Consider the following 24,228-nt stretch of genomic DNA (forward strand, 5'->3'; position numbering starts at 1 on the left):
AGGACCGTCAGGGAAAACTGTCCAGCCGGAACTGTTAAGTTCGGGCTGAAGATTTCGTGCGGTCGTAGGCTGGCCGGGTGCGCCTGCTCCTCACCTCCGACACGCACCTCCCGGTGCGCGCCAAGCGGCTCCCGGACCAACTCCTCGCCGAACTTCCGCTGGCTGACGTCGTCCTCCACGCCGGCGACTGGGTCGACGAGGCCACCCTCGACCTGCTGGAGGGCCGCAGCCGCCGGCTGATCGCGGTCTACGGCAACAACGACGGCCCCGGCCTGCGCGCCCGGCTCCCCGAGGTCGCCTACGCCGACCTGGGCGGCCTGCGCTTCGGGGTGATCCACGAGACCGGCCCGGCCCAGGGCCGCGAGGCCCGCTGCGCCGCCCGCTTCCCGGACCTGGACGTCCTGGTCTTCGGGCACAGCCACATCCCCTGGGACACCACGGCCCCGGCCGGCCTGCGCCTCCTCAACCCCGGCTCGCCCACCGACCGCCGCCGCCAGCCGCACTGCACCTACCTCACCGCGACCGTCGCCGACGGCGCGTTGACGGAGGTGACCCTCCACCGGCTGCCGCCGCGCCGACGGCACCCCGACGGGACGCGCGGATGATCTCCGACTCCGGCACACCCGATGCCCCTCCCGTGGGCTGAGCGGCCGGAACGCCGTGGACCACGCCGGTGCCGGAGAACGACCCGGGACCCGTCAGGGGGCGATCCCCACCCCGTCGATCCCGCTCCACCGCACTCACTCCTCCCGGCGGTCAGTGCACGGCGGCCGTGTGGATGGCCCCGGTGGTCGTCGCCAGGGGCGCTCCGCTGCCGCCCCAGCGCAGGGCGACGATCTCGGCGGCGACGGACACGGCGACCTCCTCGGGGGTACGGGCGCCGAGGTCGAGGCCGAGCGGTGAGCGCAGCCGGGACAGTTCGGCCTCGGTGAGCCCGGCCTCGGACAGGCGGGCGCGCCGCTCCGCGTGGGTCCTGCGGCTGCCCATCGCCCCGATGTAGGCGGCAGGCCGGCGCAGCGCCTCCTCCAGCAGCGGCACGTCGAACTTCGGATCGTGGGTGAGGACACAGATCACCGTGCGGTCGTCGGTCGCAGTGCCGCGCAGATAGCGGTGCGGCCAGTCCACGACCACCTCGACGGCGGCCGGAAAGCGCTTGGGCGTGGCGAAGGCCGGTCGGGCGTCGCAGACGGTGACCCGGTAGCCGAGGAACTCACCGATGCGGGCCACCGCCGCCGCGTAGTCGATCGCCCCGAAGACCAGCAGCCGCGGCGGCGGCGCGAACGACTCCACGAACACCGTCACCGCGTCCTCGCGGCGCTCCCCGTGCGGGCCGTAGTGCCGCAAGGCCGAGGCGCCGAGCGCGAGTTCACCGCGCGCGTCCGCGGTGACGGCGACGTCGAGACCGGTCGCGCCGAGCGTGCCCGCCACCCGGCCGGGCCACACGACGAGCGTGGCACCGCGCGGTGCGGGCCCGTCCACCACCGTGGCCACGGTCACCGGCTCGCCCGCGGCAACCGCCGCGGCCACCGCGCCGAACGCCGGGTCCGACGCGGCGGTCACCGGACGCACCAGCAGGGTGATCTCGCCACCGCAGGTCAGCCCCACCGCGAAGGCGTCCTCGTCGCTGTAGCCGAAGGTCTGCAGGCGCGGCTCGCCACTCGCCACCACCTCCTGCGCCAGTTCGAACACGGCGCCCTCCACACAGCCCCCGGAGACGCTGCCCACCACCTCGTCGCCCGGCCCCACGGCCATGGCCGCGCCGGGCCCGCGCGGCGCGCTGCGGCTGACCGCGACCACCGTGGCCAGCCCGAACGGGATCCCGGCCGCGTGCCAGCCGGCCAGCGTCGGCAGAATCTCACGCACGTTCCGCTCCCTTCCCCGAAGCCGCGTCCGCCGGCGTCCCGCGCACCACGGCCGCCGGCCGCTCCGGCGCCGCCAGGCGGTGACCTGGGACGAAGGCGTCGACGCCGGGCAGCGCCGCCGCCGTCCAGACCGTCGGCGCTGCGTGACCGGGCCGCGCTTCGCGGGGGTCCGCCCACACCACATGGTGGGCCAGGGCGTCCGGCCGGCGCATCCGCTGTCCGAGCGGCTCGGGATCGCCGCGCTCCCAGCCGCCCGGGAGCGGCACGACGATCGCGCCGCACGCCATCCCGCGCCGCCCCACCGGTTCGGGAACCCGGTCGGTGCCGCTGCCGGAGTGGACCAGTGGGGCGGCGTCCGCCGCGCAGGGCCTGTCGTTGAACGTTAATCCATTGCCGTCGGGTCAGGTGCCCTGCTGCACTTCTCCCTGACCTGATGACCCGACGGCCCACCGAGAGGACCACCGATGCGCGCTGCGTGCATGTCCGCCCAGGAAGGAATCCCACCCATGCCGAAGGACATCACGCTCAGTGCATCTGCTCAATCTCGGAATTCTCGCGCATGTCGACGCTGGTAAGACCAGTCTGACCGAACGGCTGCTGCACGCGGCCGGGGTCATCGACGAGGTCGGCAGTGTCGACGCCGGCAGCACCCGGACCGACACCCTCGCCCTGGAGCGGCAGCGCGGTATCACCATCAAGTCCGCGGTCGTGTCGTTCCCCCTCGACGGGGTGACCGTCAACCTCATCGACACCCCGGGTCACCCGGACTTCATCGCCGAGGTGGAACGGGTCCTCGGGGTGCTGGACGGCGCGGTCCTGGTCGTCTCGGCCGTGGAGGGCGTCCAGGCCCAGACCCGCGTGCTGATGCGGACGCTGCGGCGACTGCGCATCCCCACCCTGGTCTTCGTCAACAAGATCGACCGGCGCGGCGCCCGGCACGAGGCCGTGCTGGCCCAGCTCGCCCGCAGGCTCGCCGTACCGCTGGTCCCGATGGGCCGACCGGTCGCGCTCGGCACCCGCGCCGCCCGCTTCGAGCCCGGCCTCGCCCCGGGGGCGGTGGATGTGCTCGCCGACCAGGACGACGCGCTGCTCGCCGCCTACCTGGACGGCGGGGTCCCCGACGGCCGGCTGCGCGCCGCGCTCGCCGAGCAGACCCGGCGGACCCAGGTCCACCCGGTGTACTTCGGCTCCGCCGTCACGGGCGCCGGGGTACCCGACCTGATCGCGGGCGTCGAACGGCTGCTCCCCGCCGCCGATGGCGACCCGGCCGGACCGCTGTCGGCCACGGTCTTCAAGGTCGAACGCGGCCCGGCGGGCGAGAAGATCGCCTACGCGCGCATCTTCACCGGCGTCCTACGGGTCCGCGACCGCATTCCCTTCGGGAGCGGCGGCCGGGGGGCGGCGGAGGACCCGGAATCGCGGGAGGGCCGGTCGGCCGGCGCCCGCGAGGGGAACCGACCGGCCGGCGTCCGCGAGGTGAACGGGTCGGCCGGAAACTGCGAGGGGAACCGGGCTGCCGGTGAGGCGCGGGCCGGTCGGCCGGAGGGCCGGATCACCGCGCTGAGTGTCGCGGAGCGGGGCGCGGAGCTGCGGCAGGACAGTGCCGGTGCCGGGCGGATCGTCAAGCTGTGGGGGCTCGGCGGCATCCGCGTCGGCGATGCGCTCGGCGTGCCCGGACGGGGGTACGAGCACCACTTCGCGCCTCCGACCCTGGAGACCGTCGTCGTCCCCGGACCGGCCGCCGACCGCCGCGCCCTGCACATCGCGCTGACCCAGCTCGCCGAGCAGGACCCGCTGATCGACGTCCGGCACGACGAGGTACGGCAGGAGACCTCCGTCTCCCTCTACGGCGAGGTGCAGAAGGAGGTGGTCCAGGCGACCCTCGCCGACGAGTACGGCCTCGACGTCACCTTCCGGGAGACCACCACCATCTGCGTCGAACGGCTCACGGGCACCGGGGCCGCGGTCGAGTTCAACAAGAAGGACGGCAACCCCTTCCTGGCGACGGTCGGCCTGCGGGTGGAACCGGCCCCGCCCGGCACGGGCATCGGCTTCCGGCTGGAGGTGGAGCTGGGCTCGATGCCGTACGCCTTCTTCAAGGCCGTCGAGGACACCGTGCGCGAGACCCTCGGTCAGGGGCTGCACGGCTGGCGGATCCCCGACTGCACGGTGACCATGACCCACTCCGGCTACTCGCCCCGGCAGAGCCATGCCCACCAGGGTTTCGACAAGAGCATGTCGAGCACGGGCTACGACTTCCGGGGGCTGACCCCGCTCGTGCTGACCGAGGCGCTGCGCCGGGCCGGCACCCGGGTGCACGAGCCGATGCACCGGTTCCGGCTGGAGGCCCCGGCTGACACGCTGGGCGCGCTGCTCCCGGTGCTCACCCGGCTCGGCGCGTCGCCCCAGCAGACCAGGACGCAGGGGCCGCTCTGCCTGCTGGAGGGCGCGGTGCCCGCCGGGCGGGTGCACCGGCTGGAGCAACTGCTGCCGGGGCTGACCCGGGGCGAGGGTGAACTGGAGAGCGCGTTCGACCACTACGCCCCCGTCTCGCACGGAACGGTCCCCGAACGCCCACGGACCGATCACAACCCGCTCAGCCGGAAGGAGTACCTGTTGAACGTGACGGGTCGAGCGGGTGGCTGAGCCCCAAGTGCCAGGCAGGTATTCAACTTACCCATGAGTCAGAAGTATTGACGGTGTCCGGAAATCACCGGACTGTAGTGGACATGACTACTATCCGGGCGCGTTTGATCGTTGTCCTGGTTGTCCTCTGCGGATTCCTCGCGGTGGCGGGCGCTCCGTCCGCCACCGCCGCCACCCCGTCCGACTCCCTCTGGTTCGACGGCACCTCGCTCACCGTGCAGAACGGCCGTTTCGTCGACGGCCAGGGCCGTGAGGTGGTGCTGCGCGGCTACAACGTCTCCGGCGAGACCAAGCTGGAGGAGAACAGCGGCCTGCCGTTCGCCTCCGTCGCCGACGCGAAGAAGTCCGCCACCGCGCTGCGCGCCCTCGGCGGCGGCAACGCCGTGCGCTTCCTGCTCTCCTGGGCGCAGGCAGAACCCGCCAAGGGCCAGGTGGACCCCGCCTACCTGGCCGCCGCCACCACGCAGATGCAGGCGTTCCTGGACGCCGGCATCCGCGTCTTCCCCGACTTCCACCAGGACCTGTACTCCCGCTACCTGTTCAACCCGGGCAGCTGGTACACGGGCGACGGCACCCCCGAATGGGCGGTGGCGCTGGGGAACTACCCGGCCGAGTCCTGCGGAATCTGCCTGTTCTGGGGCCAGAACATCACCCAGAACACGGCCGTCCAGAAGGGCCAGTACGACTTCTGGCACAACAACTACGGCCTTCAGGACGCCTTCCTGGCCACCGCCCAGACCACCATGGCCTACCTGGCCCAGCATCTGACGTCCGACGAGTTCGCGGGCGTCGTCGGCTTCGACCCCTACAACGAGCCGTACGCCGGCTCCTACGACTCCGGCCAGACCTCCCGCACCTGGGAGCAGAACCTGCTGTGGCCCTTCTACCAGAAGTTCCGGGCCCGGATGGACGCGGCCGGCTGGAGTGCCAAGCCCGCCCTGGTCGAGCCGAACCTCTTCTGGAACGCCAACATCAGCACCCAGAAGCAGGAGGGCGGCCTGCTGGACGCGGGCACGCTCGGCTCGCGCTACGTCTTCAACACCCACTTCTACGACCAGAAGGCCATCTCCGGCGTCCTGATGTGGGGCAACGCCTCCGACGGCCAGTACAGCACCGACTTCAGCACCGTCCGCGACCGTGCCTCGGCCGCCGGGACCGCGGCGGTCGTCAGCGAGTTCGGGCATCCGCTCTCCGGGACCACCGCGGGCAAGGCGCCTACCGTCGACAAGGCCATGTACCAGGCCCTCGACTCCCGCTTCCCCGGGTCCACCTGGTGGACCACCCCGGCGTCCTCCGGTCCGGTGCTCTCCGGTACCCAGTGGCAGTGGGACATCTACAACGGCCGCCACCACGAGCTGATGAACGACAACCCCGGCAAGGTCCTCACCTCCGGTGACGCCTGGAACGACGAGGATCTCTCGGCCGTCGCCATGAACGACTCCGGCACGGTGACCCTCCGCCAGGACGCCAGGCTCCTCGACCGGATCTACCCGGGCGCCACCTCCGGCTCCACCCTCGCCTTCACCTACGAGGACCGTTCCCGGGACGGCTCCACGACCCTGACCTGGAACCCGGTACCCAGCTCACTGCCGAACGTGGCCGTGCTGGTGGGCTCCGGCCAGTACGCCGTCCAGGTCTGGCGCTCCGGCAGTGCCACCGCCCCCACCGAACTCCACCTCCCGGCCTCCTTCCCGACCGCGTCCACCACGGTCGTCTCGGACCTGGGAACCGTCTACGCACCCTCGTCGTACACGTCCTCGACCCCGGTCGGTGTGGCGGTCGAACCGGGTGGCACGGGCAGCCGCCGACTGCTGCTCAGCGACTCGGACTCGGGCGTACTGCACTTCGCGCTGGTGACCAACGGGGCGACCTCGCCCGGCTCCACCCTGCTGAACGCGGCCAAGTCCGAGCTGGCCGCCTGGGTGGCGGCGAAGTTCTGACAACGCGCTTCGGCCTCCGGGACGCCGTGCGACCCCGGAGGCCGAAAGTGCCTGACAGCCCGTCAATTCGAGGACGGGCCCGTCCAGCCGGCCTGCACATGGCCGAGCCGGACGCGCTGCGGGTGGTCGCCGACCGCGACCGAGGTCACCTTCTCGCCGCTGGCGAAGTCGATGGCCGTCACCTGGTCCGCGCCGCTCTCGGAGATGACGCAGTCCTTGCCGTCACCGCTCACCGTGGCCCAGTACGGGGTCGACGCGGTCACGAGCGGACCCTCCTGCAGGGTGGCCCGGTCGACGACGGTCGCGTAGTTGTCCATCGTCCCGGCGACGCACAACTTGGTCCCGTCGGGGCTCATCGAGATGCCGTGATGGCGCGAGTCCAGCAGCCAGGTGGTGCGGTCGGTGCTGGTCGCCGGGTTCGCCGGCAGTGTCTTCACCCGGGTGATCTTGTCGGTGGCGACGTCGTACTCCAGGAAGCCGTTGAAGAACGACACCTGGAAGTACAGTTTCGACCAGTCCGGGGTGAACGCGGCGGGCCGCACCGCGTCGGAGAAGTTCGTCAGACCGATCGCGTCCAGCCGCTGGCGCATGTCGATCGTCCGGACCGTCTTGTAGGTGGTGGCGTCGACGACGGTGATGTGCCGGTCGCCCTTCGTCCAGTCCCATATCGGGTCGTCGAGCGAGGTCGTGACCTCGCCGATCGACATGTTCCAGATGTACTTGCCGCCGTTCGTGAAGACGTTCTCGTGCGGCTTGTCACCGGTGTCGAACTCGCCGAGTTCCTTACCGGTGTTGATGTCCAGCACCTGCACCTTGTTCGCCGTGGACGCCGAGACCGCGACCTTGGTGCCGTCGGGGGAGACGGCCATGTGGTCGGCGCGGTAACCTGCCACCGGGAAACGCCAGTTGACCGTGTCGGTGGCCAGGTCGATGGAGACGACGTCGGCGAAGCTCGGACGGGAGACGACCACGGACCTGCCGTCCGGCGTGGAGTACATGTCGTCGGCGTACTGGTCGTGTCCCTGACCGACCTCGTTGCGGATGGACGTGTAGTAGATCCACTTGATCGGGTCGGCGTTGATCTCGGCGATTCGCTGGTCCTTGTCGGGAATGACGTTGATCTGGCCGACCTTGGCGAAGTCTCCGGACGAGTTCAGTACGGTCGCGGTGCCGTCCCAGTTGTTGCCGACGAACAGCACTTCGCGCAGGGAGGCGTCGGCCGCGGCGGTGGCGGCTGTCGCGGGTGCGGCGACGGTCAGGACGAGGGCGGCGGCTACGGAGCAAAGGTGCCTGGGTCTGAAAGCAGGCATGACTGCTCTCTCCTCTGAGGGGGTGTGGGGGCGCGCGCAGGCCAGGGGTCTTGGAATCTGAACACGGCTGCGTTCAAAGTGAACTTACTGAAAAGTAAGGAGGGGGCGCCTTACTCCACAAGAGGCGTACACGACAAAATTGGTCACCGGGCGAATGACGGAGGGGGCAACCGTGGCGGGCAGGCTCAAGGCACCGACGGGACGCTACGGCGGCCGGTCCGCCGAGGAACGCAAGGCCGAACGGCGTCGGCGCTTCCTGGACGCGGCCCTTCAGCTCTTCGGTGACACGCCGGGATTTGGTGCCACGACCGTCGCCGCGCTCAGCCAGGCGGCGGGGCTGTCGACCCGTCAGTTCTACGAGGAGTTCCACACCCTGGAGGACGTGCTCGCCGCGCTGCATCTGGAGGTCAACGCATGGGCCGAGGAGGCGGTGCGGGACGCGTTCGCGGAGGCGCAGCTGCTGCCGCTGGTGGAGCGGGTGACGGTGCTGTTCCGCGCGTATGCCCGTGACGTCACCTCCGATCCACGCCGCATCCGCATCGCCTTCGTCGAGATCATCGGCGTCAGTCCGCGGCTGGAGGAGCAGCGGCTGGCGCGGCGGGCGCGGTGGGTGGAGCTGATATGCGGGGAGGCGAGCGCGGCCGTCGCGCGGGGGGACGCGGCGCCCCGGGGCTATCGGTTGGCGGCGACGGCCTTCATCGGCAGCGTGAACGGGTTGCTGCACGACTGGAGCGCGGGGTGGGTGGACGCCAGTCTGGATGAGGTCGTGGAGGAGCTGGTGCGGTTGCTGGTGGGGATGTTGCGGCCGGAGGGGTGGGTGTCGGGGGGCTCCCGGTAGCTGCTCGTCCGCGGGTGTGGGTGACCGGTCGCGCCCATGCGTGGAGCCGCAAACTGGCACAGCCCCGCACCCTGAAGGGGCGCATGACCGCCCGGTACTCAGCCGGCCGGCTCGTCCATGGCCTCGATGACCGGAGCGACGCCGTCCTCCACTCGGATTCGCTCGCCCGACTCCCGTGCCTGCCCGCTGAATTCGAAATCGCGGGTCGCTTGACGCGGCGCCGGCGCCAGTGCGTCGATGCTGAGCCCCCGCAAGGGCACGGCAGCCGGAGAGCGGGGACGGTGGACGCGAAGACCTGCTCCACCGCCAGGTTCACCCCGTGCCCGACGATCCGGTTCCCGGTGGCGCCCCAGGCGCCGCCGCCGAGGAGCGGTGGCGCGAACTCCCTTGTCGGGGTGAGGGGTTGGAGATGTACACCCATGCTGGGCAGTCGCAGACCCTCGGCGAGAGTGTGCCCGATCGGGGCCAGTGAGCCGGACAGCGGCAGCACATCGCTCGACCGCGCCGCCGCGACCAGGTCGTCCGCCATCCGCCCGACCGGCCGCCGGGCCATCTCCACCATCCTCAGCGGCTTGCCGGGCCCGCTGACGCCGCGACGCGGCCCGCGCCCCCGCGAGGACTCCAGCTCGGTCCGGGGGATCCACCGGGGGGAAAGCCACCCCGGAACCTTCGACGAGCCCCGCGAAGCAGCCGTGGGTGGCCAGGGTGACCTCGTGCCCGGCCCGGCCCGGCTCAGCCCAAGCCCGAGACTGGTGGAGGGGCCCACATCGCCCCGCGAACCCGCGATCGTGATCGTTACCCGCACGACCGGCAGTATGGCGGCGTGCGGGCCGGCATGGGGTGAACGCCCGTAGGGGAGTGGCGACTTCACGCCCGTCACATCCGTTGACTTCACCCTCCGGCGGCTCTACGTTCGGCGCGCAGAACGTTCGGAACCTCGATCTCTGTTCGGGATTACGAACGAATTCGCGTCGCATCCCGTGGAGGAGCCGCATGTACCCCCCGCCCAGACCGCCCGTCAGCGGTCTCGTACGACACCTGTGGGCCCCCGCCGTACGCGCACTCGCCCTGGCCCTGACGGCCGCCGCCGCGCTCCTCTTCGCCGCCCCCGGACCGGCCCAGGCGGCCACGGCCCGGCAGATCTCCGTGCCCACCGCCCCGATGGGCTGGGCCTCATGGAACAGCTTCGCCGCGAAGATCGACTACGACCTCATCAAGCAGCAGGTCGACGCGTTCGTCGCGGCCGGGCTGCCGGCCGCCGGATACAAGTACATCGACATCGACGAGGGCTGGTGGCAGGGCACCCGGGACAGCGCCGGCAACATCACCGTCGACACCGGTGAGTGGCCCGGCGGGATGAGCGCCATCGCCGACTACATCCACAGCAAGGGGCTGAAGGCCGGCATCTACACCGACGCGGGTGCGAACGGCTGCGGCTACTACTACCCGACCGGCCGTCCCGCCGCCGCGAACACCGGCAGCGAGGGCCACTACGACCAGGACATGCTCCAGTTCTCCGAGTGGGGCTTCGACTTCGTGAAGGTCGACTGGTGCGGCGGCGACGCCGAGGGCCTGGACGCGGCCACCGCCTACAAGTCGCTGAGCTCGGCGGTCACCCAGGCCACCGCCGCCACCGGCCGGCCGCTGACCCTGTCCATCTGCGACTGGGGCTACCAGAACCCGTGGAACTGGGCGCCGGGCGTCGGCACCATGTGGCGGCCAGCACCGACATCTACTACTACGGCGGCACGGCGTCGCCGGCGAGCGTGCTGTCCAACTTCGACCAGACCCTGCACCCGGCCGCCCAGCACACCGGCTACTACAACGACCCCGACATGCTGACGGTCGGCATGACCGGCCTCACGGCGGCCCAGAACCGCACCCACATGGCCCTCTGGGCGATCTCCGGCGCCCCGCTGCTGGCCGGCAACGACCTCACCACGATGACCAGTGAGACGGCCGCCATCCTCAAGAACTCCGACGTGATCGCCGTCGACCAGGACCCGCGCGGTCTGCAGGGCGTCAAGGTCGCCGAGGACACCACCGGCCTCCAGGTCTACGGCAGGGTGCTCTCCGGAACCGGCAACCGCGCGGTCGTGCTGCTCAACCGCACCTCCGCCGCCCAGAACATCACCGTACGCTGGTCCGACCTCGGCCTGACCGGCGCCGCGGCGACCGTGCGCGACCTGTGGGCACAGCAGAACCTCGGCTCCTACGCCACGAGTTACACCGCATCCGTCCCGGCGGGCGGTTCGGTGATGCTCAAGGTGAGCGGCGGCACGGAGGCGGCGAGCACCGCCTACAGCGCCACCGCCACCGGCAGGTACACCGGCGTCAGCGCCGCGAGCACCGGCCTGAACGTGGTCGACGTGGCCTACACCAACACGGGCTCCGCCGCCGTCACCGGCACGCTCCAGGTCAACGGCCAGACCTCGACGACGGTCTCCTTCCCGCCGACCGGGTCCGCGCAGGGAACCGTGTCGGTGCAGGTCGACCTCCGCAAGGGGTCCGGCAACTCGATCGCCATCACCGGGAGTTCGCTGCCGACGCTCGGTACCGTCGCGGTGAGTCCGGTGCCGGGCACCAGCGGGACGCTGCTCGTCGGCAAGCAGTCCGGCAGGTGCGCGGACGTCTACGACAACACCATCACCAACGGCACCCAGGCGGAGATCTGGGACTGCGGCGGCGGCCAGAACCAGGCCTGGACGTACACCTCCCGCAAGGAGCTGGTGGTGTACGGCAACAAGTGCCTGGACGCCTACAACCTGGGCACCACCAACGGCACCAAGGTCGTGATCTGGGACTGCAACGGGCAGAACAACCAGAAGTGGAACGTCAACTCGGACGGAACGATCACGAACGTCAACGCCGGGTTGTGCCTGGACGTGTACGGCGCGGCGACCGGTAACGGGGCTTCGCTGGTGCTCTGGGCCTGCAACGGGGGCACCAACCAGCAGTGGAGCCGGAGTTGACGCGGTAGTTGTCCGGGCGCGGGTGGGTTGTGGCTGGTCGCGCACACGCGGCGGCAGCCGCATGTCAGACCCAGCCCGCGCCCCTTTGGGGCGCGTCCACCCTCAGGCCGACAGTGAGATCAGGGTGGCCGCCGCCCACAGGGCGCAGGCGAGCAGGAAGCCGGCCACGAGTCGTTGGCGCAAGTTCCGGTACCTCTGCTCGTACTCACGCCTCAACTCCTCGCCGCGTTCGGCCGTGCGGTGCCACGATGCGCGGCTCAGCGCCAGGTACTCAATCCTGAACTGGCCCTCCACATCCTCCCGTTGGCTGTCCGTCAGCCAGCCCAGACGGTCCGCCGCCCGAGTCGCCGCGGCACGGCACTCCTCGCGTGCCGCCGCCAGCAGCAGATGTCCCTCGATCTGGGCGACCAGCGCCCGTTCCTCCTCCCGCGCCGTCATCGCGCGCTCAACTCCCGTTCCTTCAGCGGCTCTCCGGGATGGTGCAAGTCGAACGCCGGAGACTCGCTCCGTATCTGGGGGAGTGACACGAAGTTGTGGCGCGGCGGCGGGCACGACGTCGCCCACTCCAGGGAACGCCCGTACCCCCATGGGTCGTCCACCTCGACCTTCTCGCCGTACCTCGCGGTCTTCCACACGTTGTAGAAGAACGGGAGCAGTGACGATCCCAGCAGGAAGGAGAAGATCGTCGAGACCGTGTTGAGCGTGGTGAGACCCTCCACCGCCAGGTAGTCGGGGATCCGGCGCTGCATGCCACCCGCGCCCAGCCAGTGCTGGACCAGGAACGTGCCGTGGAAGCCGACGAACAGCGTCCAGAAGGTGATCTTGCCGAGCCGTTCGTCGAGCATCTTGCCGGTGAACTTGGGCCACCAGAAGTGGAAGCCGGCGAACATCGCGAAGACGACCGTACCGAAGACCACGTAGTGGAAGTGGGCCACCACGAAGTACGAGTCGGAGACGCTGAAGTCGATCGGGGGCGACGCGAGCATCACGCCGGTCAGGCCGCCGAAGACGAACGTCACCAGGAAGCCCATGGTCCAGAGCATGGGCGTCTCGAACGACAGCGAGCCCTGCCACATCGTGCCGATCCAGTTGAAGAACTTCACGCCCGTCGGGACCGCGATGAGGAAGGTCATGAAGGAGAAGAAGGGGAGGAGCACACCGCCGGTGACGTACATGTGGTGTGCCCACACGGTCACCGACAGGCCGGCGATCGCGATGGTCGCGGCCACCAGGCCCATGTAGCCGAACATCGGCTTGCGGGCGAAGACGGGAATGACCTCGCTGATGATGCCGAAGAACGGCAGGGCGATGATGTACACCTCCGGATGGCCGAAGAACCAGAAGAGGTGTTGCCAGAGCAGGGCTCCGCCGTTGGCCGCGTCGAAGACGTGGGCGCCGAACTTGCGGTCCGCCTCCAGCGCGAACAGGGCCGCCGCCAGGACCGGGAAGGCGAGCAGGACCAGGACGGCGGTCAGCAGGACGTTCCACACGAAGATCGGCATCCGGAACATGGTCATGCCGGGGGCACGCATGCAGATGATCGTGGTGATGAAGTTGACCGCGCCGAGGATGGTGCCGAAGCCGGAGAAGGCCAGACCCATGATCCACATGTCGGCGCCCACGCCCGGGGTCCGCACCGCGTCCGAGAGCGGGGCGTAGGCGAACCAGCCGAAGTCGGCCGCGCCCTGCGGGGTCAGGAAACCGCCCACCGCGATGGTCGAGCCGAGCAGGTAGAGCCAGTAGGCCAGCATGTTCAGGCGCGGGAAGGCGACATCGGGTGCGCCGATCTGGAGCGGCATGATCCAGTTCGCGAAGCCCGCGAACAACGGGGTCGCGAACATCAGCAGCATGATCGTGCCGTGCATCGTGAACGCCTGGTTGAACTGCTCGTTCGACATGATCTGCAGGCCCGGCCGAGCCAGTTCGGCGCGCATGAACAGGGCCATCACGCCACCGAGGCAGAAGAACGAGAACGCTGTGACCAGGTACAGCGTGCCGATCGTCTTGTGATCCGTGGTCGTGAGCCACTTGAGGTTCCTCATGCCCCGCCTGTGTCCGGGCGAGGTGCGCCGGTCACACTCGAGGGATGCGACGAGCGTCACGGAAAGGGGTGTGACGATCGGGAAGGTGCCGGACAAGAACCGAACATGAGCAACGACGAGATCTTCGCCGCTGCCTATCGCGAGCACTACTGGGCGGTCAGCCGTTATGTCGCGCGGCGACTGGACGGGCGGACCGGCGAGGTGGAGGAAGTGGTGGCAGAGGTGTTCACGGTGGCCTGGCGCCGGCGCGCCGACCTGCCGGCCACCCCGCTGCCCTGGCTGTACGGCGTGGCCCGCAACTGCCTCGCCAACGCGGTACGCGGATACGGGCGCCGGCGCCGGCTGGTGGACCGGCTGGGCAACGACGAGAGTGCCCACGGGCGGCAGACCGTGGCCGGCCCGGACACCGAACGCCCCGGCTCCTGGGTGCACGAGGCGCTGAGCCGGCTCTCCCCGGCCGACCAGGAGGTGCTGCGGCTGACCGCGTGGGAGGAACTCGGTGTCGACGAGGTCGCCGTCTCCCTGGGCTGCGGCAGCCGGGCGGCCGCGATGCGGCTGCACCGCGCCCGCCGCCGGCTCAGAGCCGAGATCGACCGACTGCGACCCCCTGCCGCCGAGGCTCTTTCCGAGGAACACCGCCATGGCTGACGAACTCGACCTGCTGCGCGCCGCCGACCCGGTACCCGCCGACGGCCCCCACTTCGGCGACGGCCCCCTGGACCACACCGCCGAACGGCACCTCGCCCGGTTGCTGCACGACACTCCGACCCCCCGGCGCCGGACCCGGCCGCGACTGGTGTGGTCGCTCGCCGCGACCCTCGTCGCCGTCGCCACCGCGCTGGCCGTGCTGCCGGGCGGTCCCGCCGGCACTCCCGCGGTCGCCGCGCCCCGGCCGCTGGCGGTCCGCGCCCACTCCACGCCCGTGCCGCTCGCCGACGTCGCGAAACTGGCCGCCGTGGCGGCCCAGGACGGGTCCCCGACCCTGCGCCAGGGCACCCACGTGCAGTCCTGGAGCCTCGGCATGAGCGACGGCAAACCGCCGGTCACGCTGCCCGAGGAGCGGGTGGAGCGCTGGGCGGCGGACGGCAGCCACACCGAAGTGGTCGTGGCCACCGACCCGTCCCACCCCGGCCGCCCGGTCCTCACCGACGACGGTGACCGGCCGGGGCTGGTCGAGGACGGCCACGTGCTCAGCCGTCGCACCTTCCCGCCGATGTGGGGCGACGGCCCGCCGCTCGGCACACCCCCGCACGACCCGGCGAAGCTGCGCACCTACCTGACCGAGCTGATCTACAGCCACACCCACACCCTCACCACGTCGGAGCTCCTGGACGCCACCGGCGAGCTGCTCGACAACTGGACGCTCGGCGCGCGGGAGTCGGCCGCCCTGGCCCGCCTCCTCGCCGACGCCAAGGGGCTGCGCCCGGCCGGCCAGGTCACCGACCGGCTCGGCCGCACCGGGCAGGCCTACGTCCACGACGAGGCCTCGGGCGCCCGGCAGATGCTGATCCTGGACCCGGCCACCGGTGCCGTACTCGGCCTGGAGACCACGTTCACCCGCGACGACCCCGAGTACGGCGTGCGGGCCGGTGACGTCATGGAGTACAGCGCCTGGATGCGCTGATCACACCCCGAGCTGCCGGGCGGCCGCGGTGACCGTCTGCTCCAGAAGCACGGCGATGGTCATCGGGCCGACCCCGCCCGGCACCGGCGTGATCAGCGAGGCCCTCTCCACGGCGGTGTCGAAGTCGACGTCACCGACGTTGCCCTCGTTGTAGCCCGCGTCGAGCACGACCGCACCCGGCTTGATGTCCTGGCCCCGGATCAGCCGGGGGCGGCCGACGGCGGCGACCACGATGTCGGCCTCGCGAACGGCCGCCGACAGGTCCCGGGTGCGGGAGTGGCAGTAGGTGACGGTGGCGTCGCGGGCGAGCAGCAGCATGCCGGCCGGCTTGCCCAGGATCGCGCTGCGGCCGACGACCACCGCCCGCTTCCCGGCAGGGTCGACGTCGTAGGCGTCGAGCAGCCGCAGGATGCCGCCGGGCGTGCAGGAGACGAAGCCCGGCAGGCCGAAGCTCATCGTCGCGAACGACGCGAAGGTCACGCCGTCGACGTCCTTCTCCGGCGCGATCGCCTCGAACGCGGCCCGCTCGTCGATGTGTTCGCCGACCGGGTGCTGGAGCAGGATGCCGTGCACCGCCGGGTCGGCCGACAACTCCCGCAGCGTGCCGACGAGTTCCCCGGTGGTCGTGGTGGCGGGCAGCGCCACGTGCCGGGAGGCGATGCCGGCCTTGCGGCTGCGGTTCTGCTTCATCCGGACGTAGGTGACGGAGGCCGGGTCCTCGCCGACCAGCACGGTCGCCAGGCACGGCGTGGTGCCGGTGCGTGCGGTGAACTCGGCGGCCCGCCGCGCGGTCTGCTCGACGATCCGGCGGGCGACGGCGGTTCCGTCCATGAGACGGGCATGGGTCATGTGGCACACTCCTGAGCTGGTCAGACCTTGATCGCCCAGGCGCACGGCATCGACAGTGTGGGCCGCTCCACGGTGGTGCTCCACCTCAGCGCCAGTCACGGCCCGCGCCCAGCGTAACCGAGGTGCTCAGCGTTTCCCACGGCGGTGCGCCGCCCGCAGGGCCGTCCGCAGCAGCACGACCGACGCGCGCCGAGGCGTGCGGTGCCTGTGCCCCAGCCCGGCCCGTGCCGAGAAGGTCCAGGTCAGCCGCGCGCTGACCTGAACCCTCGCGGTCCGGCTACTCGTCCCATGCCTGGATCATGATCTGTTCGGCGATCTTGCCGTCGCGCAGCGTGATCATCGACTCGGCGAGTACCCGGACGCCGTCCGCGTACTCGCAGGACTCGCTGTAGGCGGCCTGGTCGCCCTGCACGATGCACTGGTCCAGCTTGTGCGTCATGTCCCGGCTGTAGACGTCGTCCAGCATCGCGGCTATGTCCCTGCGGCCGTGCAGGACCTTGGGGTGGCTGGGCTGGGTGGTGCGGTCGACGATACGGATCTCCGCGTCGTCCGCGTAGAGCGCCAGCAGGGTGTTCCCCGTGTTCCCCTCTACGGCCCGGCGCAGCGTGGCGATGTCGAACGTGGAGCCTGTCGCGGTGCCCATGATGACCTCCTGCGGGAGCCCGCGACCCGATGCGGAGTGGGCCGCGACAGCCCCACCTTCGAGCCTCCTCCGCCCCGCCGGGCTCGGCAAGCGCAGGCCGGGCGCTCCGCCTGACGGGTGAGGGGGACCGGCTGCCCGTGTCCGGCCCGGCGCCCGGGCCGTTGCTGGAGACATGATCTCAACACGACGTATCGTCGCCGCCGTCGGCCTCGCCGTCGGGGTCACCGGCCTCGCCGTCCCGATGGCGAACGCGGCCGACGCGGACGCGCAGCACCCCGGGAAGCTCAGCCCGCTCAGCGTGCTCGACTCGCTGGCCCGCAGTGACATCCCGGCGGAGTACAAGGACGAGGTCCCCAAGGTCTCGGAGCAACTGCAGGGACTGAACGGACTCCACAAGCTGGGCGAACTGCACCAGCTCACCGACCTGGCCGCGCCGGCCATGGGACTGGTGCCGGGCATCGAGTCCTGACCCACGCCCCACCGCGAGGGCCGTCCCGGACAAGGGGCGGCCCTTCGCCGTACTCGGTGCTCGGCGGCCGACCACCGCGCGCTCGGTGCGCGGCGGCGGGATCCGCGTGCTCAGTGCTCGGCCGCCAGGAACTGGGTCGCCGCCAGCTCCGCGTACAGCGGGTCCGCCGCCACCAGCTCCCGGTGCGTGCCCACCGCGCGGACCCGGCCCATGTCCATCACCACGATCCGGTCGGCCATCGTCACCGTCGACAGGCGGTGCGCGACCACCAGCACCGTGGTCGACCGTGCCACATCGGCGACGGTGTCCCGGAGGGCAGCCTCGTTCACCGCGTCCAGCTGCGAGGTCGCTTCGTCCAGGAGCAGCAGCCGGGGCCGGCGCAGCAACGCCCGTGCGATCGCGACCCGTTGCCGCTCGCCGCCCGACATCCTGGTCCCGCGGTGCCCGACCAGCGTCTCCAGGCCCAGGGGCAGCCGCGCCACCAGACCGTCCAGCCGCGTCGTCTTCAGCACCCGCGTCACCGTGTCCTCGTCCGCCTCCGGATTGCCGAGGAGCAGGTTGTCCCTGAGCGACCCCGACAGCACGGGCGCGTCCTGCTCGACGTATCCGATGGCCGAGCGCAGCAGGGGCAGGTCCCAGTCGGGGAGCGGGCGGCCGTCGAGGGTGATGGTGCCGGACTCCGGGTCGTAGAACCGCTCGATCAGGGAGAAGACGGTGGTCTTGCCCGCGCCGGACGGGCCGACGAACGCCGTCATGCCCCGGGCGGGTATCGCGAAGCTGACCCCGTGGTGGACGTACGGCAGGTCGTGGGCGTAGCGGAACCGTACGTCGGTGAAGGTGACGGCGGCCGGTTCGGCGCCGGCGGACGGCAACTCGGCGGGCTCGGAGGGCGGTTCGGCGGGCAGGGAGAGTGCCTCCTGGATCCGGGCGAGCGCGCCGGCGCCGGTCTGGTACTGCGTGACCGCGCCGACGACCTGCTGGATCGGCGACATCAGGTAGAAGACGTAGAGCAGGAACGCCACCAGCGTGCCGATGCCGATCGCGCCGGTCGCCACCCGCGCCCCACCCACCGCCAGGACCGTGATGAACGCCAGCTGCATCGCGAGCCCCGCCGTGTTGCCCGCCGCGGCGGCCCATTTGGCGGCCCGCACGCTCTGCCGCCAGGACTCCTCGGCGGCCGCGTGCAGCGCACGCTCCTCGCGGTGCTCGGCGCCCGACGCCTTCACGGTGCGCAGCGCGCCCAGCACCCGCTCCAGCGAGGCCCCCATCACCCCGACCGCGTCCTGCGCCCGCCGGCTCGCCCGGTTGATGCGCGGCACGATGGTGCCCAGCACCATGCCCGCCCCGGCGATCACCGCGACCGTGACACCCAGCAGCACGGGGTCGACCACCCCCATCATCACCACGGTGGCGACCAGCGTGAGCCCGCCGGTGCCGAGCGCGACCAGCGAGTCCGTGGTGACCTCGCGCAGCAGGGTGGTGTCCGAGGTGATCCGCGCCATCAGGTCACCGGGTTCGGTGCGGTCCACGGCGGTGATCCGCAGCCGCAGCAGGTACGACGACAGGGTGCGCCGGGCTCCCAGCACCACCGACTCGGCGGTGCGCCGCAGCACGTACGAACCCAGGGCGCCCACCACGGTGTTGGTGACCACCAGACCCGCCATGGCGAGCAACTTCCCGCTGATGGAACGGTCGTGGGAGAGGTCCTCGATCAACCCCCGCGCCACCAGCGGCAGCAGCAGCCCGGTAGCCCCGGTCAGCAGCGAGAGCACCGCACCCGCCAACAGGGCCCAGCGGTGCGGCCGTACGTAGGAGAGGAGCAGCCGGAACGCGGACGGACCGGTGCGGTCTCCCGTCCGTCGCGGCGAAACTGCGTCTGCGGTGGTCACGGTGCTCCTCGTCCGGGCGGTGGGCGGCGCGCACCAAGGCTACGTCGGCCCGTTCCGCCCCGGGGCCCGGTCACCCACGGGCGGAACCGGTCCTCGCCAGGGTCGCGTCCAGGTCGGCCGGCCGGGGTCGGTCGCGCGGGAGCTTCGCCGGCACCGCGGCCATCGCGCTGGTCTCGGCGGACGCCGGGACCACCGAGGCGCCCTTCGCCCCCCTTTCCTCCCTTCCTCGGCCCTTCCTCGGCCCCGACCGGATCACCCCCGTGGGGTACATGGCGTTCCCCCCCGGCCGGTGGGAATGCGGTGACCGGCGGGAAAGATCCGCGATGATCGACGTGCTCCGTGCCGTTACCGAGCGGTCACGCGTAGGGTCGGAAGACAGCACGTCAGCACAGCGACGAAAGGGGCAGGTCCATGGCGCAGGAAGTACGCGGCGTGATCGCACCGGGCAAGGACGAGCCGGTGCGGGTCGAGACGATCGTGGTGCCGGACCCCGGGCCGGGCGAAGCCGTCGTACAGGTACAGGCCTGCGGGGTCTGTCACACCGACCTGCACTACAAACAGGGCGGAATCAACGACGAGTTCCCCTTCCTGCTCGGCCACGAGGCCGCCGGAGTGGTGGAGTCGGTCGGCGCGGGTGTCACGGACGTGGCGCCCGGGGACTTCGTGATCCTCAACTGGCGTGCCGTGTGCGGGAACTGCCGGGCCTGTCTGCGCGGCCGCCCCTGGTACTGCTTCAACACCCACAACGCCGAGCAGAAGATGACCCTCGCCTCGACCGGGCAGCAGCTGTCTCCGGCGCTCGGCATCGGGGCCTTCGCCGAGAAGACGCTGGTCGCGGCCGGACAGTGCACCAAGGTCGACCCCGCCGTCTCCCCGGCGGTCGCCGGACTGCTCGGTTGCGGGGTGATGGCCGGCATCGGCGCCGCGATCAACACGGGCAACGTCGGCCGGGGCGACTCGGTCGCCGTGATCGGCTGCGGCGGGGTCGGTGACGCGGCGATCGCCGGATCCCGGCTGGCGGGCGCCGCGAAGATCATCGCCGTCGACATCGACGACCGCAAACTGGAGACGGCGCGCACCTTGGGCGCCACCCACACGATCAACTCGCGCGAGAGCGACCCCGTCGAGGCGGTGCGCGAGCTGACCGGCGGCTTCGGCGCCGACGTCGTCATCGAGGCGGTCGGCCGCCCGGAGACCTACCGGCAGGCCTTCTACGCCCGCGATCTCGCCGGGACGGTTGTCCTCGTCGGCGTACCGACCCCGGAGATGAAGCTCGAACTGCCGCTCCTGGACGTCTTCGGCCGTGGCGGCGCGCTCAAGTCCAGCTGGTACGGCGACTGCCTGCCCTCCCGGGACTTCCCCATGCTGATCGACCTGCACCTGCAGGGCCGGCTGCCGCTGGACGCCTTCGTCACCGAGACCATCCAGCTCGACGAGGTGGAGAAGGCGTTCGACCGGATGCACCAGGGCGACGTGCTGCGTTCGGTGGTGGTGCTGTGATGACCACGCGCATCGAACGCGTCGTCACCTCCGGGCAGTTCACCCTCGACGGCGGCACCTGGGACGTCGAGAACAATGTCTGGATCATCGGCGACGAACGCGAAGTGATCGTCATCGACGCCGCGCACGACGCCCAGGCCATCGCCGAGGCGGTCGAGGACCGGGTCCTGAAGGCCATCGTCTGCACCCACGCCCACAACGACCACATCGACGCCGCGCCGGCCCTCGCGGACCTGACCGGCGCCAAGATCTGGCTGCACCCCGACGACCTGCCGCTGTGGAAGCTCACCCACCCCGACCGCGACCCCGACAACCACCTGTCCGACGGGCTGGTCATCGAGGCGGCCGGCGCCGACCTGACCGTGCTGCACACGCCCGGTCACGCGCCCGGCGCCGTCTGCCTGTACGAGCCCGGGCTGGCCACCGTCTTCACCGGTGACACCCTCTTCCAGGGCGGCCCCGGCGCGACCGGACGGTCGTACTCCCACTTCCCGACGATCATCGACTCCATCCGGGACAAGCTGCTCACCCTCCCGCCGGAGACGAAGGTCCTGACCGGGCACGGCGAGTCGACCACCATCGGCGCCGAAGCCCCTCACCTGGCGGAGTGGGTCACCCGCGGCCACTGACGCCGGGAAGGGCGACGGAGGATGTCAGGCTTCCGCGCGGCCCTCGACGAAGACCGTGAGGGATCACGCGCCCAGGCCTGACCCGCCGGACCGTCCGCCGGACCGGCCGGTGACTACGCCTCCGCCAGTGGCAGCCGTCCCGGGTGACCGGGCGGCAGCGCCAGGTCCTCGCGGACGGCCGCGTAGAAGTCGTCGCGGCCGTCGCGCTGCCGCTCCAGCAGGATCCGCCACGCCTCGGGATCCCGCCGCCCCTCCCGCAGGAACCGCTCCATCGCCATGACCGCGAGCACCCACTCCTGGCCCTTCGCGACCACCGCCGGGCTGCCCAGCATGATGAGCTTCTCGCCGTACGGATCACGGGCCAACTGGGCTGCGGCCAGCAGGGGTTCGGCCTCCTGCGGGGAGAGCGGGTGGGGATGCGGGTCGTTGCCCAGATGGGCGGCCACCCGGTAGTCGACGGAGACGGTCTTCTTCAGCGCCTGCGCCCACTCCGCGTACACGGTCAGCCGGCGCTCGTCCCAGCGCGCCTCCTGTTCCCGCCGGAACCGCACCCGGTCACCCCGCACCACGGCGAGATAGGAACCGAGCGCGCCGATCACGACGCCGATGAGGGCCGGGAGTTGCTGCAAGAACGCGGACATGCCCGCACGCTATCTGTCCTGTTGATCCTTTGGCCCGTACGGTCGTCGCCATGACCGGACTCAATCGCTTTGCGGGACACGGGGTTCTCGTCACGGGCGCGGCCCGCGGCATCGGCGCGGCCGTCGCCCGGCGGCTGGCCGAGGAGGGCGCACGGGTGCTGGCGACCGACCGGGACCTGCCGGAGGCGGAGCGGACGGCGGCCGCCCTGCGCGAACAGGGGCTGGCGGTCGAGGCGTTCGGCTGCGACGTGGCCGACCGCGACTCCGTGGCGGCGGCCGTCGACCGTGCCGTCGGTGCCTTCGGCCGCCTCGACGTCCTGGTGAACTGTGCCGCGCACTGCACCCCGGACGTCCCGCTCTTCGAGGACCAGCCGGACGACGACTGGGACCTCGACCTCGACATCACCCTCACCGGCGTGCACCGCTGCTGCCGGGCCGCCCTGCCGCACCTGGCCGCCTCCGGGAGGGGCGCCGTCGTCACCATCGGCTCGGTCAACGCCGGGGCCGACTTCGGCAACCACGCCTACAGCGCCGCCAAGGCCGGCCTCGGCGCGCTGACCCGTACCCTCGCCGGGCACGCCGCCGCGCGCGGGGTCCGGGTCAACCTGGTGGAGCCGGGCACGGTCCGCACCTCGGCCTGGGCGGGACGGGAGGACGAACTCGACGCCCTCCGGCCGCTCTACCCGCTCGGCCGGGTCGGCGAGCCGGCCGACGTCGCCGCGGCCGTCGCCTTCCTCGCCTCCCGGGACGCCGCCTGGATCACCGGCACCACGCTCCGCGTCGACGGCGGTCTCACCGCCGTCCACAGCGGCTTCCACGCGGCGCTGCGGCCGCACCGGGAGGCCCGGCATGCCTCACAGGACGGCTGACGCCGCCGTGACCGCGGCCAGCACCCGCCGGGTGTCGTCCTCGGTGGTCCGCCAGTTGCTGAACGCCGCCCGCAGCGCCGGCACCCCGCGGTACACCGTCGGGGTGAGGAACGTCTCCCCGGACGCGGCCAGCGCCCGGGCCAGGGCGTCCACCCGCTCCTGCGTGGGGTTCTCGGCGAGGGTGAAACAGACCACGTTGAGCCGGACCGGCGCCAGCAGGCGCAGGTCCGGGAGGGCGTCGATGCCCGCGCCGAGGCGCCTGGCCTCGGCGACGTTGCGCTCGACGATCTCGCGGTACCCGGCACGGCCGTACGCCGTCAGGGAGAACCAGGCGGGCAGCGCCCGCATCCGGCGCGAGGTCTCCGGGGTGAGGTGCAGGAAGTCCGGGTCGCCGGTGGGCGGGCCCAGATAGGGGGACTCGTTGTGGAAGACGGCCACCTGGAGGTCACGACGCCGGGTGAACTGCACGGCCGCGTCGTAGGGGACGTTGAGCCACTTGTGCAGGTCCACACAGACCGAGTCGGCCGCGTCCAGACCGGCGACCAGCGGGGCGTGGGCGGGGGAGAGAGCGGCGAAGGCGCCGAACGCGGCGTCGACGTGCAGCCAGAAGTCGTGACGCTCCTTCAGCGCGGCGATCGCCCGCAGGTCGTCGAAGTCGACGGTGTTCACCGTGCCGGCGTTGGCGACGACGATCGCCGGCCGCCCCTGGAGCGCGGCCAGCTCCGCGTCGAGCGCGGTCACGTCCACCGCCTCCCGGTTGCCGGGCAGCAGCGGCACCGGCCGCAGCCGGTCCCGCCCGATGCCGAGCACCGACAGCGCCTTGCCGACGCTGGAGTGCGGGCTGCCGGAGAGCACGTCGACCGGGCCCAGCGCGGCGGCGCCCGCCCGGGAGACGTCCACGCCCAGCCGCTCCCCGAGCCACTCCCGGGCGATCGCCAGACCGACCGTGTTGGACATCGTGGCCCCGGTCACGAACGCCCCGCCGTGCGCCTCGCCGAGTCCGAACAGTTCGGCCAGCCAGGCCACCGTCTCGCGTTCCAGGGCGGTACCCCAGGAGCCGACGGCCCCGGCCGCGTTCTGGTCGTACGCCGAGGTCAGCCAGTCGCCGGTGAGGGAGGCGGGCGTCACACCGCCGGTGACGAAACCGAGGTAGCGTGGGCCGGCCGAGGCGGACAGACCCGGCGCCCACCGCTCGGTGAACCGGGCCAGCGCGCCTTCCCCGCCCTCCCCCCGCTCGGGCAGCGCCGCCCGCGCGGGTACGGGACCGAGCGCGGCCACCGGCCGTTCGTCCAGCCCGGCCAGTGCACGGGCGGCCACGTCACGCGCCGACCGCAGGAGTTCGGGCAACCGGGCGAGATCGTCGGCAAGCATGCGGTGCATGGACGGCAGCCTAGGCCGCCCGCGCCCCCGACGCCGAAGTTAACCGTTTCGTCACAGCCCGACCGGTGCTACAACCAATGCCCTCGATCGACCGGTCTAGGACCACGAGATCGCAGGACACAGGA

General features: G+C 71.6%; 20 protein-coding genes, 1 pseudogene and 1 riboswitch. Of the genes and pseudogenes, 11 read left to right on the forward strand and 10 right to left on the reverse strand.

All coding sequences use genetic code 11. The features are described from left to right. The first annotated feature begins 77 nt into the window (after positions 1–77). Complete coding sequence (locus tag ACZ4N4_RS39000; protein ID WP_453566928.1) at positions 78–605, forward strand: metallophosphoesterase family protein; 528 nt, start codon at positions 78–80, stop codon at positions 603–605. Between the two features lie 151 nt (positions 606–756). On the opposite strand, the gene ACZ4N4_RS39005 is transcribed toward ACZ4N4_RS39000, so the two are convergent. Both ACZ4N4_RS39005 and ACZ4N4_RS39010 read right to left on the reverse strand, forming a co-directional pair. Further along, positions 757–1,863: an XdhC family protein gene (locus tag ACZ4N4_RS39005; protein ID WP_453566926.1), complete on the reverse strand. Its 1,107-nt coding sequence runs from the start codon at positions 1,861–1,863 to the stop codon at positions 757–759. Beyond that, a complete protein-coding gene (locus tag ACZ4N4_RS39010) occupies positions 1,856–2,149 on the reverse strand; it encodes a VWA domain-containing protein (protein WP_467597909.1) in 294 nt (97 codons plus the stop codon). The genes ACZ4N4_RS39005 and ACZ4N4_RS39010 overlap by 8 nt, the downstream gene beginning before the upstream one ends. A 241-nt stretch (positions 2,150–2,390) precedes the next feature. Between ACZ4N4_RS39010 and ACZ4N4_RS39015 the strand changes: the two genes are divergently transcribed. After that, entirely contained in the window at positions 2,391–4,508 is a 2,118-nt protein-coding gene (locus tag ACZ4N4_RS39015; RefSeq protein ID WP_467597912.1) for a GTP-binding protein, read from the forward strand. Between the two features lie 83 nt (positions 4,509–4,591). Next, positions 4,592–6,448 carry a cellulase family glycosylhydrolase gene (locus ACZ4N4_RS39020; protein WP_467597915.1) on the forward strand — a complete coding sequence of 619 codons (1,857 nt, stop codon included), beginning with the start codon at positions 4,592–4,594 and terminating at the stop codon, positions 6,446–6,448. A 62-nt stretch (positions 6,449–6,510) separates the two neighbouring features. Here ACZ4N4_RS39020 and ACZ4N4_RS39025 read toward each other — a convergent pair whose 3' ends face one another. Next, positions 6,511–7,758 carry a YncE family protein gene (locus tag ACZ4N4_RS39025; RefSeq protein ID WP_467597917.1) on the reverse strand — a complete coding sequence of 416 codons (1,248 nt, stop codon included), beginning with the start codon at positions 7,756–7,758 and terminating at the stop codon, positions 6,511–6,513. A gap of 172 nt (positions 7,759–7,930) precedes the next feature. Between ACZ4N4_RS39025 and ACZ4N4_RS39030 the strand changes: the two genes are divergently transcribed. Then, on the forward strand, positions 7,931–8,596 hold the full coding sequence (locus ACZ4N4_RS39030; protein WP_467597920.1) for a TetR/AcrR family transcriptional regulator: 666 nt from the start codon (positions 7,931–7,933) through the stop codon (positions 8,594–8,596). A gap of 993 nt (positions 8,597–9,589) precedes the next feature. After that, positions 9,590–11,568 (forward strand): annotated as a pseudogene (locus ACZ4N4_RS39035) (ricin-type beta-trefoil lectin domain protein). Positions 11,569–11,670: 102 nt separating this feature from the next. On the opposite strand, the gene ACZ4N4_RS39040 reads toward ACZ4N4_RS39035, so the two are convergent. Beyond that, complete coding sequence (locus ACZ4N4_RS39040) at positions 11,671–12,006, reverse strand: hypothetical protein (protein ID WP_467597923.1); 336 nt, start codon at positions 12,004–12,006, stop codon at positions 11,671–11,673. Beyond that, the gene (gene ctaD / locus ACZ4N4_RS39045; RefSeq protein ID WP_467597926.1) at positions 12,003–13,610 is read right to left on the reverse strand and encodes an aa3-type cytochrome oxidase subunit I; all 1,608 of its coding nucleotides are present in this window, start codon (positions 13,608–13,610) and stop codon (positions 12,003–12,005) included. The genes ACZ4N4_RS39040 and ctaD overlap by 4 nt, the downstream gene beginning before the upstream one ends. A gap of 105 nt (positions 13,611–13,715) precedes the next feature. Between ctaD and ACZ4N4_RS39050 the strand changes: the two genes are divergently transcribed. Together ACZ4N4_RS39050 and ACZ4N4_RS39055 are read left to right on the forward strand one after the other, a co-directional pair. Beyond that, a complete protein-coding gene (locus ACZ4N4_RS39050; RefSeq protein WP_453566906.1) occupies positions 13,716–14,258 on the forward strand; it encodes an RNA polymerase sigma factor in 543 nt (180 codons plus the stop codon). Continuing rightward, positions 14,251–15,234, forward strand: a complete 984-nt coding sequence (locus ACZ4N4_RS39055) for a CU044_5270 family protein (RefSeq protein WP_467597929.1) — start codon at positions 14,251–14,253, stop codon at positions 15,232–15,234. The genes ACZ4N4_RS39050 and ACZ4N4_RS39055 overlap by 8 nt, the downstream gene beginning before the upstream one ends. Here the strand turns inward: ACZ4N4_RS39055 and ACZ4N4_RS39060 are convergent, their stop codons facing one another. Further along, positions 15,235–16,083 carry a bifunctional 5,10-methylenetetrahydrofolate dehydrogenase/5,10-methenyltetrahydrofolate cyclohydrolase gene (locus ACZ4N4_RS39060; RefSeq protein ID WP_450756764.1) on the reverse strand — a complete coding sequence of 283 codons (849 nt, stop codon included), beginning with the start codon at positions 16,081–16,083 and terminating at the stop codon, positions 15,235–15,237. It lies immediately after the preceding gene. Positions 16,084–16,109: 26 nt separating this feature from the next. Further along, a riboswitch (ZMP/ZTP riboswitch) is annotated at positions 16,110–16,192 on the reverse strand. Positions 16,193–16,360: 168 nt separating this feature from the next. Then, entirely contained in the window at positions 16,361–16,726 is a 366-nt protein-coding gene (locus ACZ4N4_RS39065; RefSeq protein WP_450756768.1) for a nuclear transport factor 2 family protein, read from the reverse strand. A gap of 172 nt (positions 16,727–16,898) precedes the next feature. On the opposite strand from ACZ4N4_RS39065, the gene ACZ4N4_RS39070 reads away from it, so the two are divergent. Continuing rightward, entirely contained in the window at positions 16,899–17,195 is a 297-nt protein-coding gene (locus ACZ4N4_RS39070) for a hypothetical protein (RefSeq protein WP_467597932.1), read from the forward strand. A gap of 110 nt (positions 17,196–17,305) precedes the next feature. Here ACZ4N4_RS39070 and ACZ4N4_RS39075 read toward each other — a convergent pair whose 3' ends face one another. Further along, positions 17,306–19,084 carry an ABC transporter ATP-binding protein gene (locus ACZ4N4_RS39075; protein WP_467597934.1) on the reverse strand — a complete coding sequence of 593 codons (1,779 nt, stop codon included), beginning with the start codon at positions 19,082–19,084 and terminating at the stop codon, positions 17,306–17,308. Between the two features lie 411 nt (positions 19,085–19,495). On the opposite strand from ACZ4N4_RS39075, the gene ACZ4N4_RS39080 reads away from it, so the two are divergent. Together ACZ4N4_RS39080 and ACZ4N4_RS39085 are read left to right on the forward strand one after the other, a co-directional pair. Further along, positions 19,496–20,584: an S-(hydroxymethyl)mycothiol dehydrogenase gene (locus ACZ4N4_RS39080; RefSeq protein ID WP_467597937.1), complete on the forward strand. Its 1,089-nt coding sequence runs from the start codon at positions 19,496–19,498 to the stop codon at positions 20,582–20,584. After that, positions 20,584–21,213, forward strand: coding sequence for an MBL fold metallo-hydrolase (locus tag ACZ4N4_RS39085; RefSeq protein WP_467597940.1), 630 nt, complete (start codon positions 20,584–20,586; stop codon positions 21,211–21,213). The genes ACZ4N4_RS39080 and ACZ4N4_RS39085 overlap by 1 nt, the downstream gene beginning before the upstream one ends. Positions 21,214–21,326: 113 nt before the next feature. Here the strand turns inward: ACZ4N4_RS39085 and ACZ4N4_RS39090 are convergent, their stop codons facing one another. Continuing rightward, on the reverse strand, positions 21,327–21,854 hold the full coding sequence (locus ACZ4N4_RS39090) for a hypothetical protein (protein ID WP_450756778.1): 528 nt from the start codon (positions 21,852–21,854) through the stop codon (positions 21,327–21,329). A 50-nt stretch (positions 21,855–21,904) separates the two neighbouring features. Here ACZ4N4_RS39090 and ACZ4N4_RS39095 point away from each other — a divergent pair, with 50 nt between their 5' ends. After that, positions 21,905–22,723, forward strand: coding sequence for an SDR family NAD(P)-dependent oxidoreductase (locus tag ACZ4N4_RS39095; protein WP_467597943.1), 819 nt, complete (start codon positions 21,905–21,907; stop codon positions 22,721–22,723). Here the strand turns inward: ACZ4N4_RS39095 and ACZ4N4_RS39100 are convergent. After that, the gene (locus tag ACZ4N4_RS39100) at positions 22,709–24,103 is read right to left on the reverse strand and encodes a pyridoxal phosphate-dependent decarboxylase family protein (protein ID WP_467597946.1); all 1,395 of its coding nucleotides are present in this window, start codon (positions 24,101–24,103) and stop codon (positions 22,709–22,711) included. The genes ACZ4N4_RS39095 and ACZ4N4_RS39100 overlap by 15 nt on opposite strands. Positions 24,104–24,228 lie beyond the last annotated feature (125 nt).

Source organism: Streptomyces sp. NPDC026538 (assembly GCF_055567535.1).

What these genes read in the sequence shown, in the direction of transcription:
- ACZ4N4_RS39085 (WP_467597940.1), top strand. Translation starts at nt 20,584, where the DNA reads ATGACCACGCGCATCGAACGCGTCGTCACCTCCGGGCAGTTCACCCTC.
- ACZ4N4_RS39060 (WP_450756764.1), bottom strand. Translation starts at nt 16,083, where the DNA reads ATGACCCATGCCCGTCTCATGGACGGAACCGCCGTCGCCCGCCGGATC.
- ACZ4N4_RS39095 (WP_467597943.1), top strand. Translation starts at nt 21,905, where the DNA reads ATGACCGGACTCAATCGCTTTGCGGGACACGGGGTTCTCGTCACGGGC.
- ACZ4N4_RS39055 (WP_467597929.1), top strand. Translation starts at nt 14,251, where the DNA reads ATGGCTGACGAACTCGACCTGCTGCGCGCCGCCGACCCGGTACCCGCC.
- ACZ4N4_RS39100 (WP_467597946.1), bottom strand. Translation starts at nt 24,103, where the DNA reads ATGCACCGCATGCTTGCCGACGATCTCGCCCGGTTGCCCGAACTCCTG.
- ACZ4N4_RS39090 (WP_450756778.1), bottom strand. Translation starts at nt 21,854, where the DNA reads ATGTCCGCGTTCTTGCAGCAACTCCCGGCCCTCATCGGCGTCGTGATC.
- ctaD (WP_467597926.1), bottom strand. Translation starts at nt 13,610, where the DNA reads ATGAGGAACCTCAAGTGGCTCACGACCACGGATCACAAGACGATCGGC.
- ACZ4N4_RS39020 (WP_467597915.1), top strand. Translation starts at nt 4,592, where the DNA reads ATGACTACTATCCGGGCGCGTTTGATCGTTGTCCTGGTTGTCCTCTGC.
- ACZ4N4_RS39040 (WP_467597923.1), bottom strand. Translation starts at nt 12,006, where the DNA reads ATGACGGCGCGGGAGGAGGAACGGGCGCTGGTCGCCCAGATCGAGGGA.
- ACZ4N4_RS39050 (WP_453566906.1), top strand. Translation starts at nt 13,716, where the DNA reads ATGAGCAACGACGAGATCTTCGCCGCTGCCTATCGCGAGCACTACTGG.
- ACZ4N4_RS39080 (WP_467597937.1), top strand. Translation starts at nt 19,496, where the DNA reads ATGGCGCAGGAAGTACGCGGCGTGATCGCACCGGGCAAGGACGAGCCG.
- ACZ4N4_RS39070 (WP_467597932.1), top strand. Translation starts at nt 16,899, where the DNA reads ATGATCTCAACACGACGTATCGTCGCCGCCGTCGGCCTCGCCGTCGGG.
- ACZ4N4_RS39065 (WP_450756768.1), bottom strand. Translation starts at nt 16,726, where the DNA reads ATGGGCACCGCGACAGGCTCCACGTTCGACATCGCCACGCTGCGCCGG.
- ACZ4N4_RS39010 (WP_467597909.1), bottom strand. Translation starts at nt 2,149, where the DNA reads ATGGCGTGCGGCGCGATCGTCGTGCCGCTCCCGGGCGGCTGGGAGCGC.
- ACZ4N4_RS39025 (WP_467597917.1), bottom strand. Translation starts at nt 7,758, where the DNA reads ATGCCTGCTTTCAGACCCAGGCACCTTTGCTCCGTAGCCGCCGCCCTC.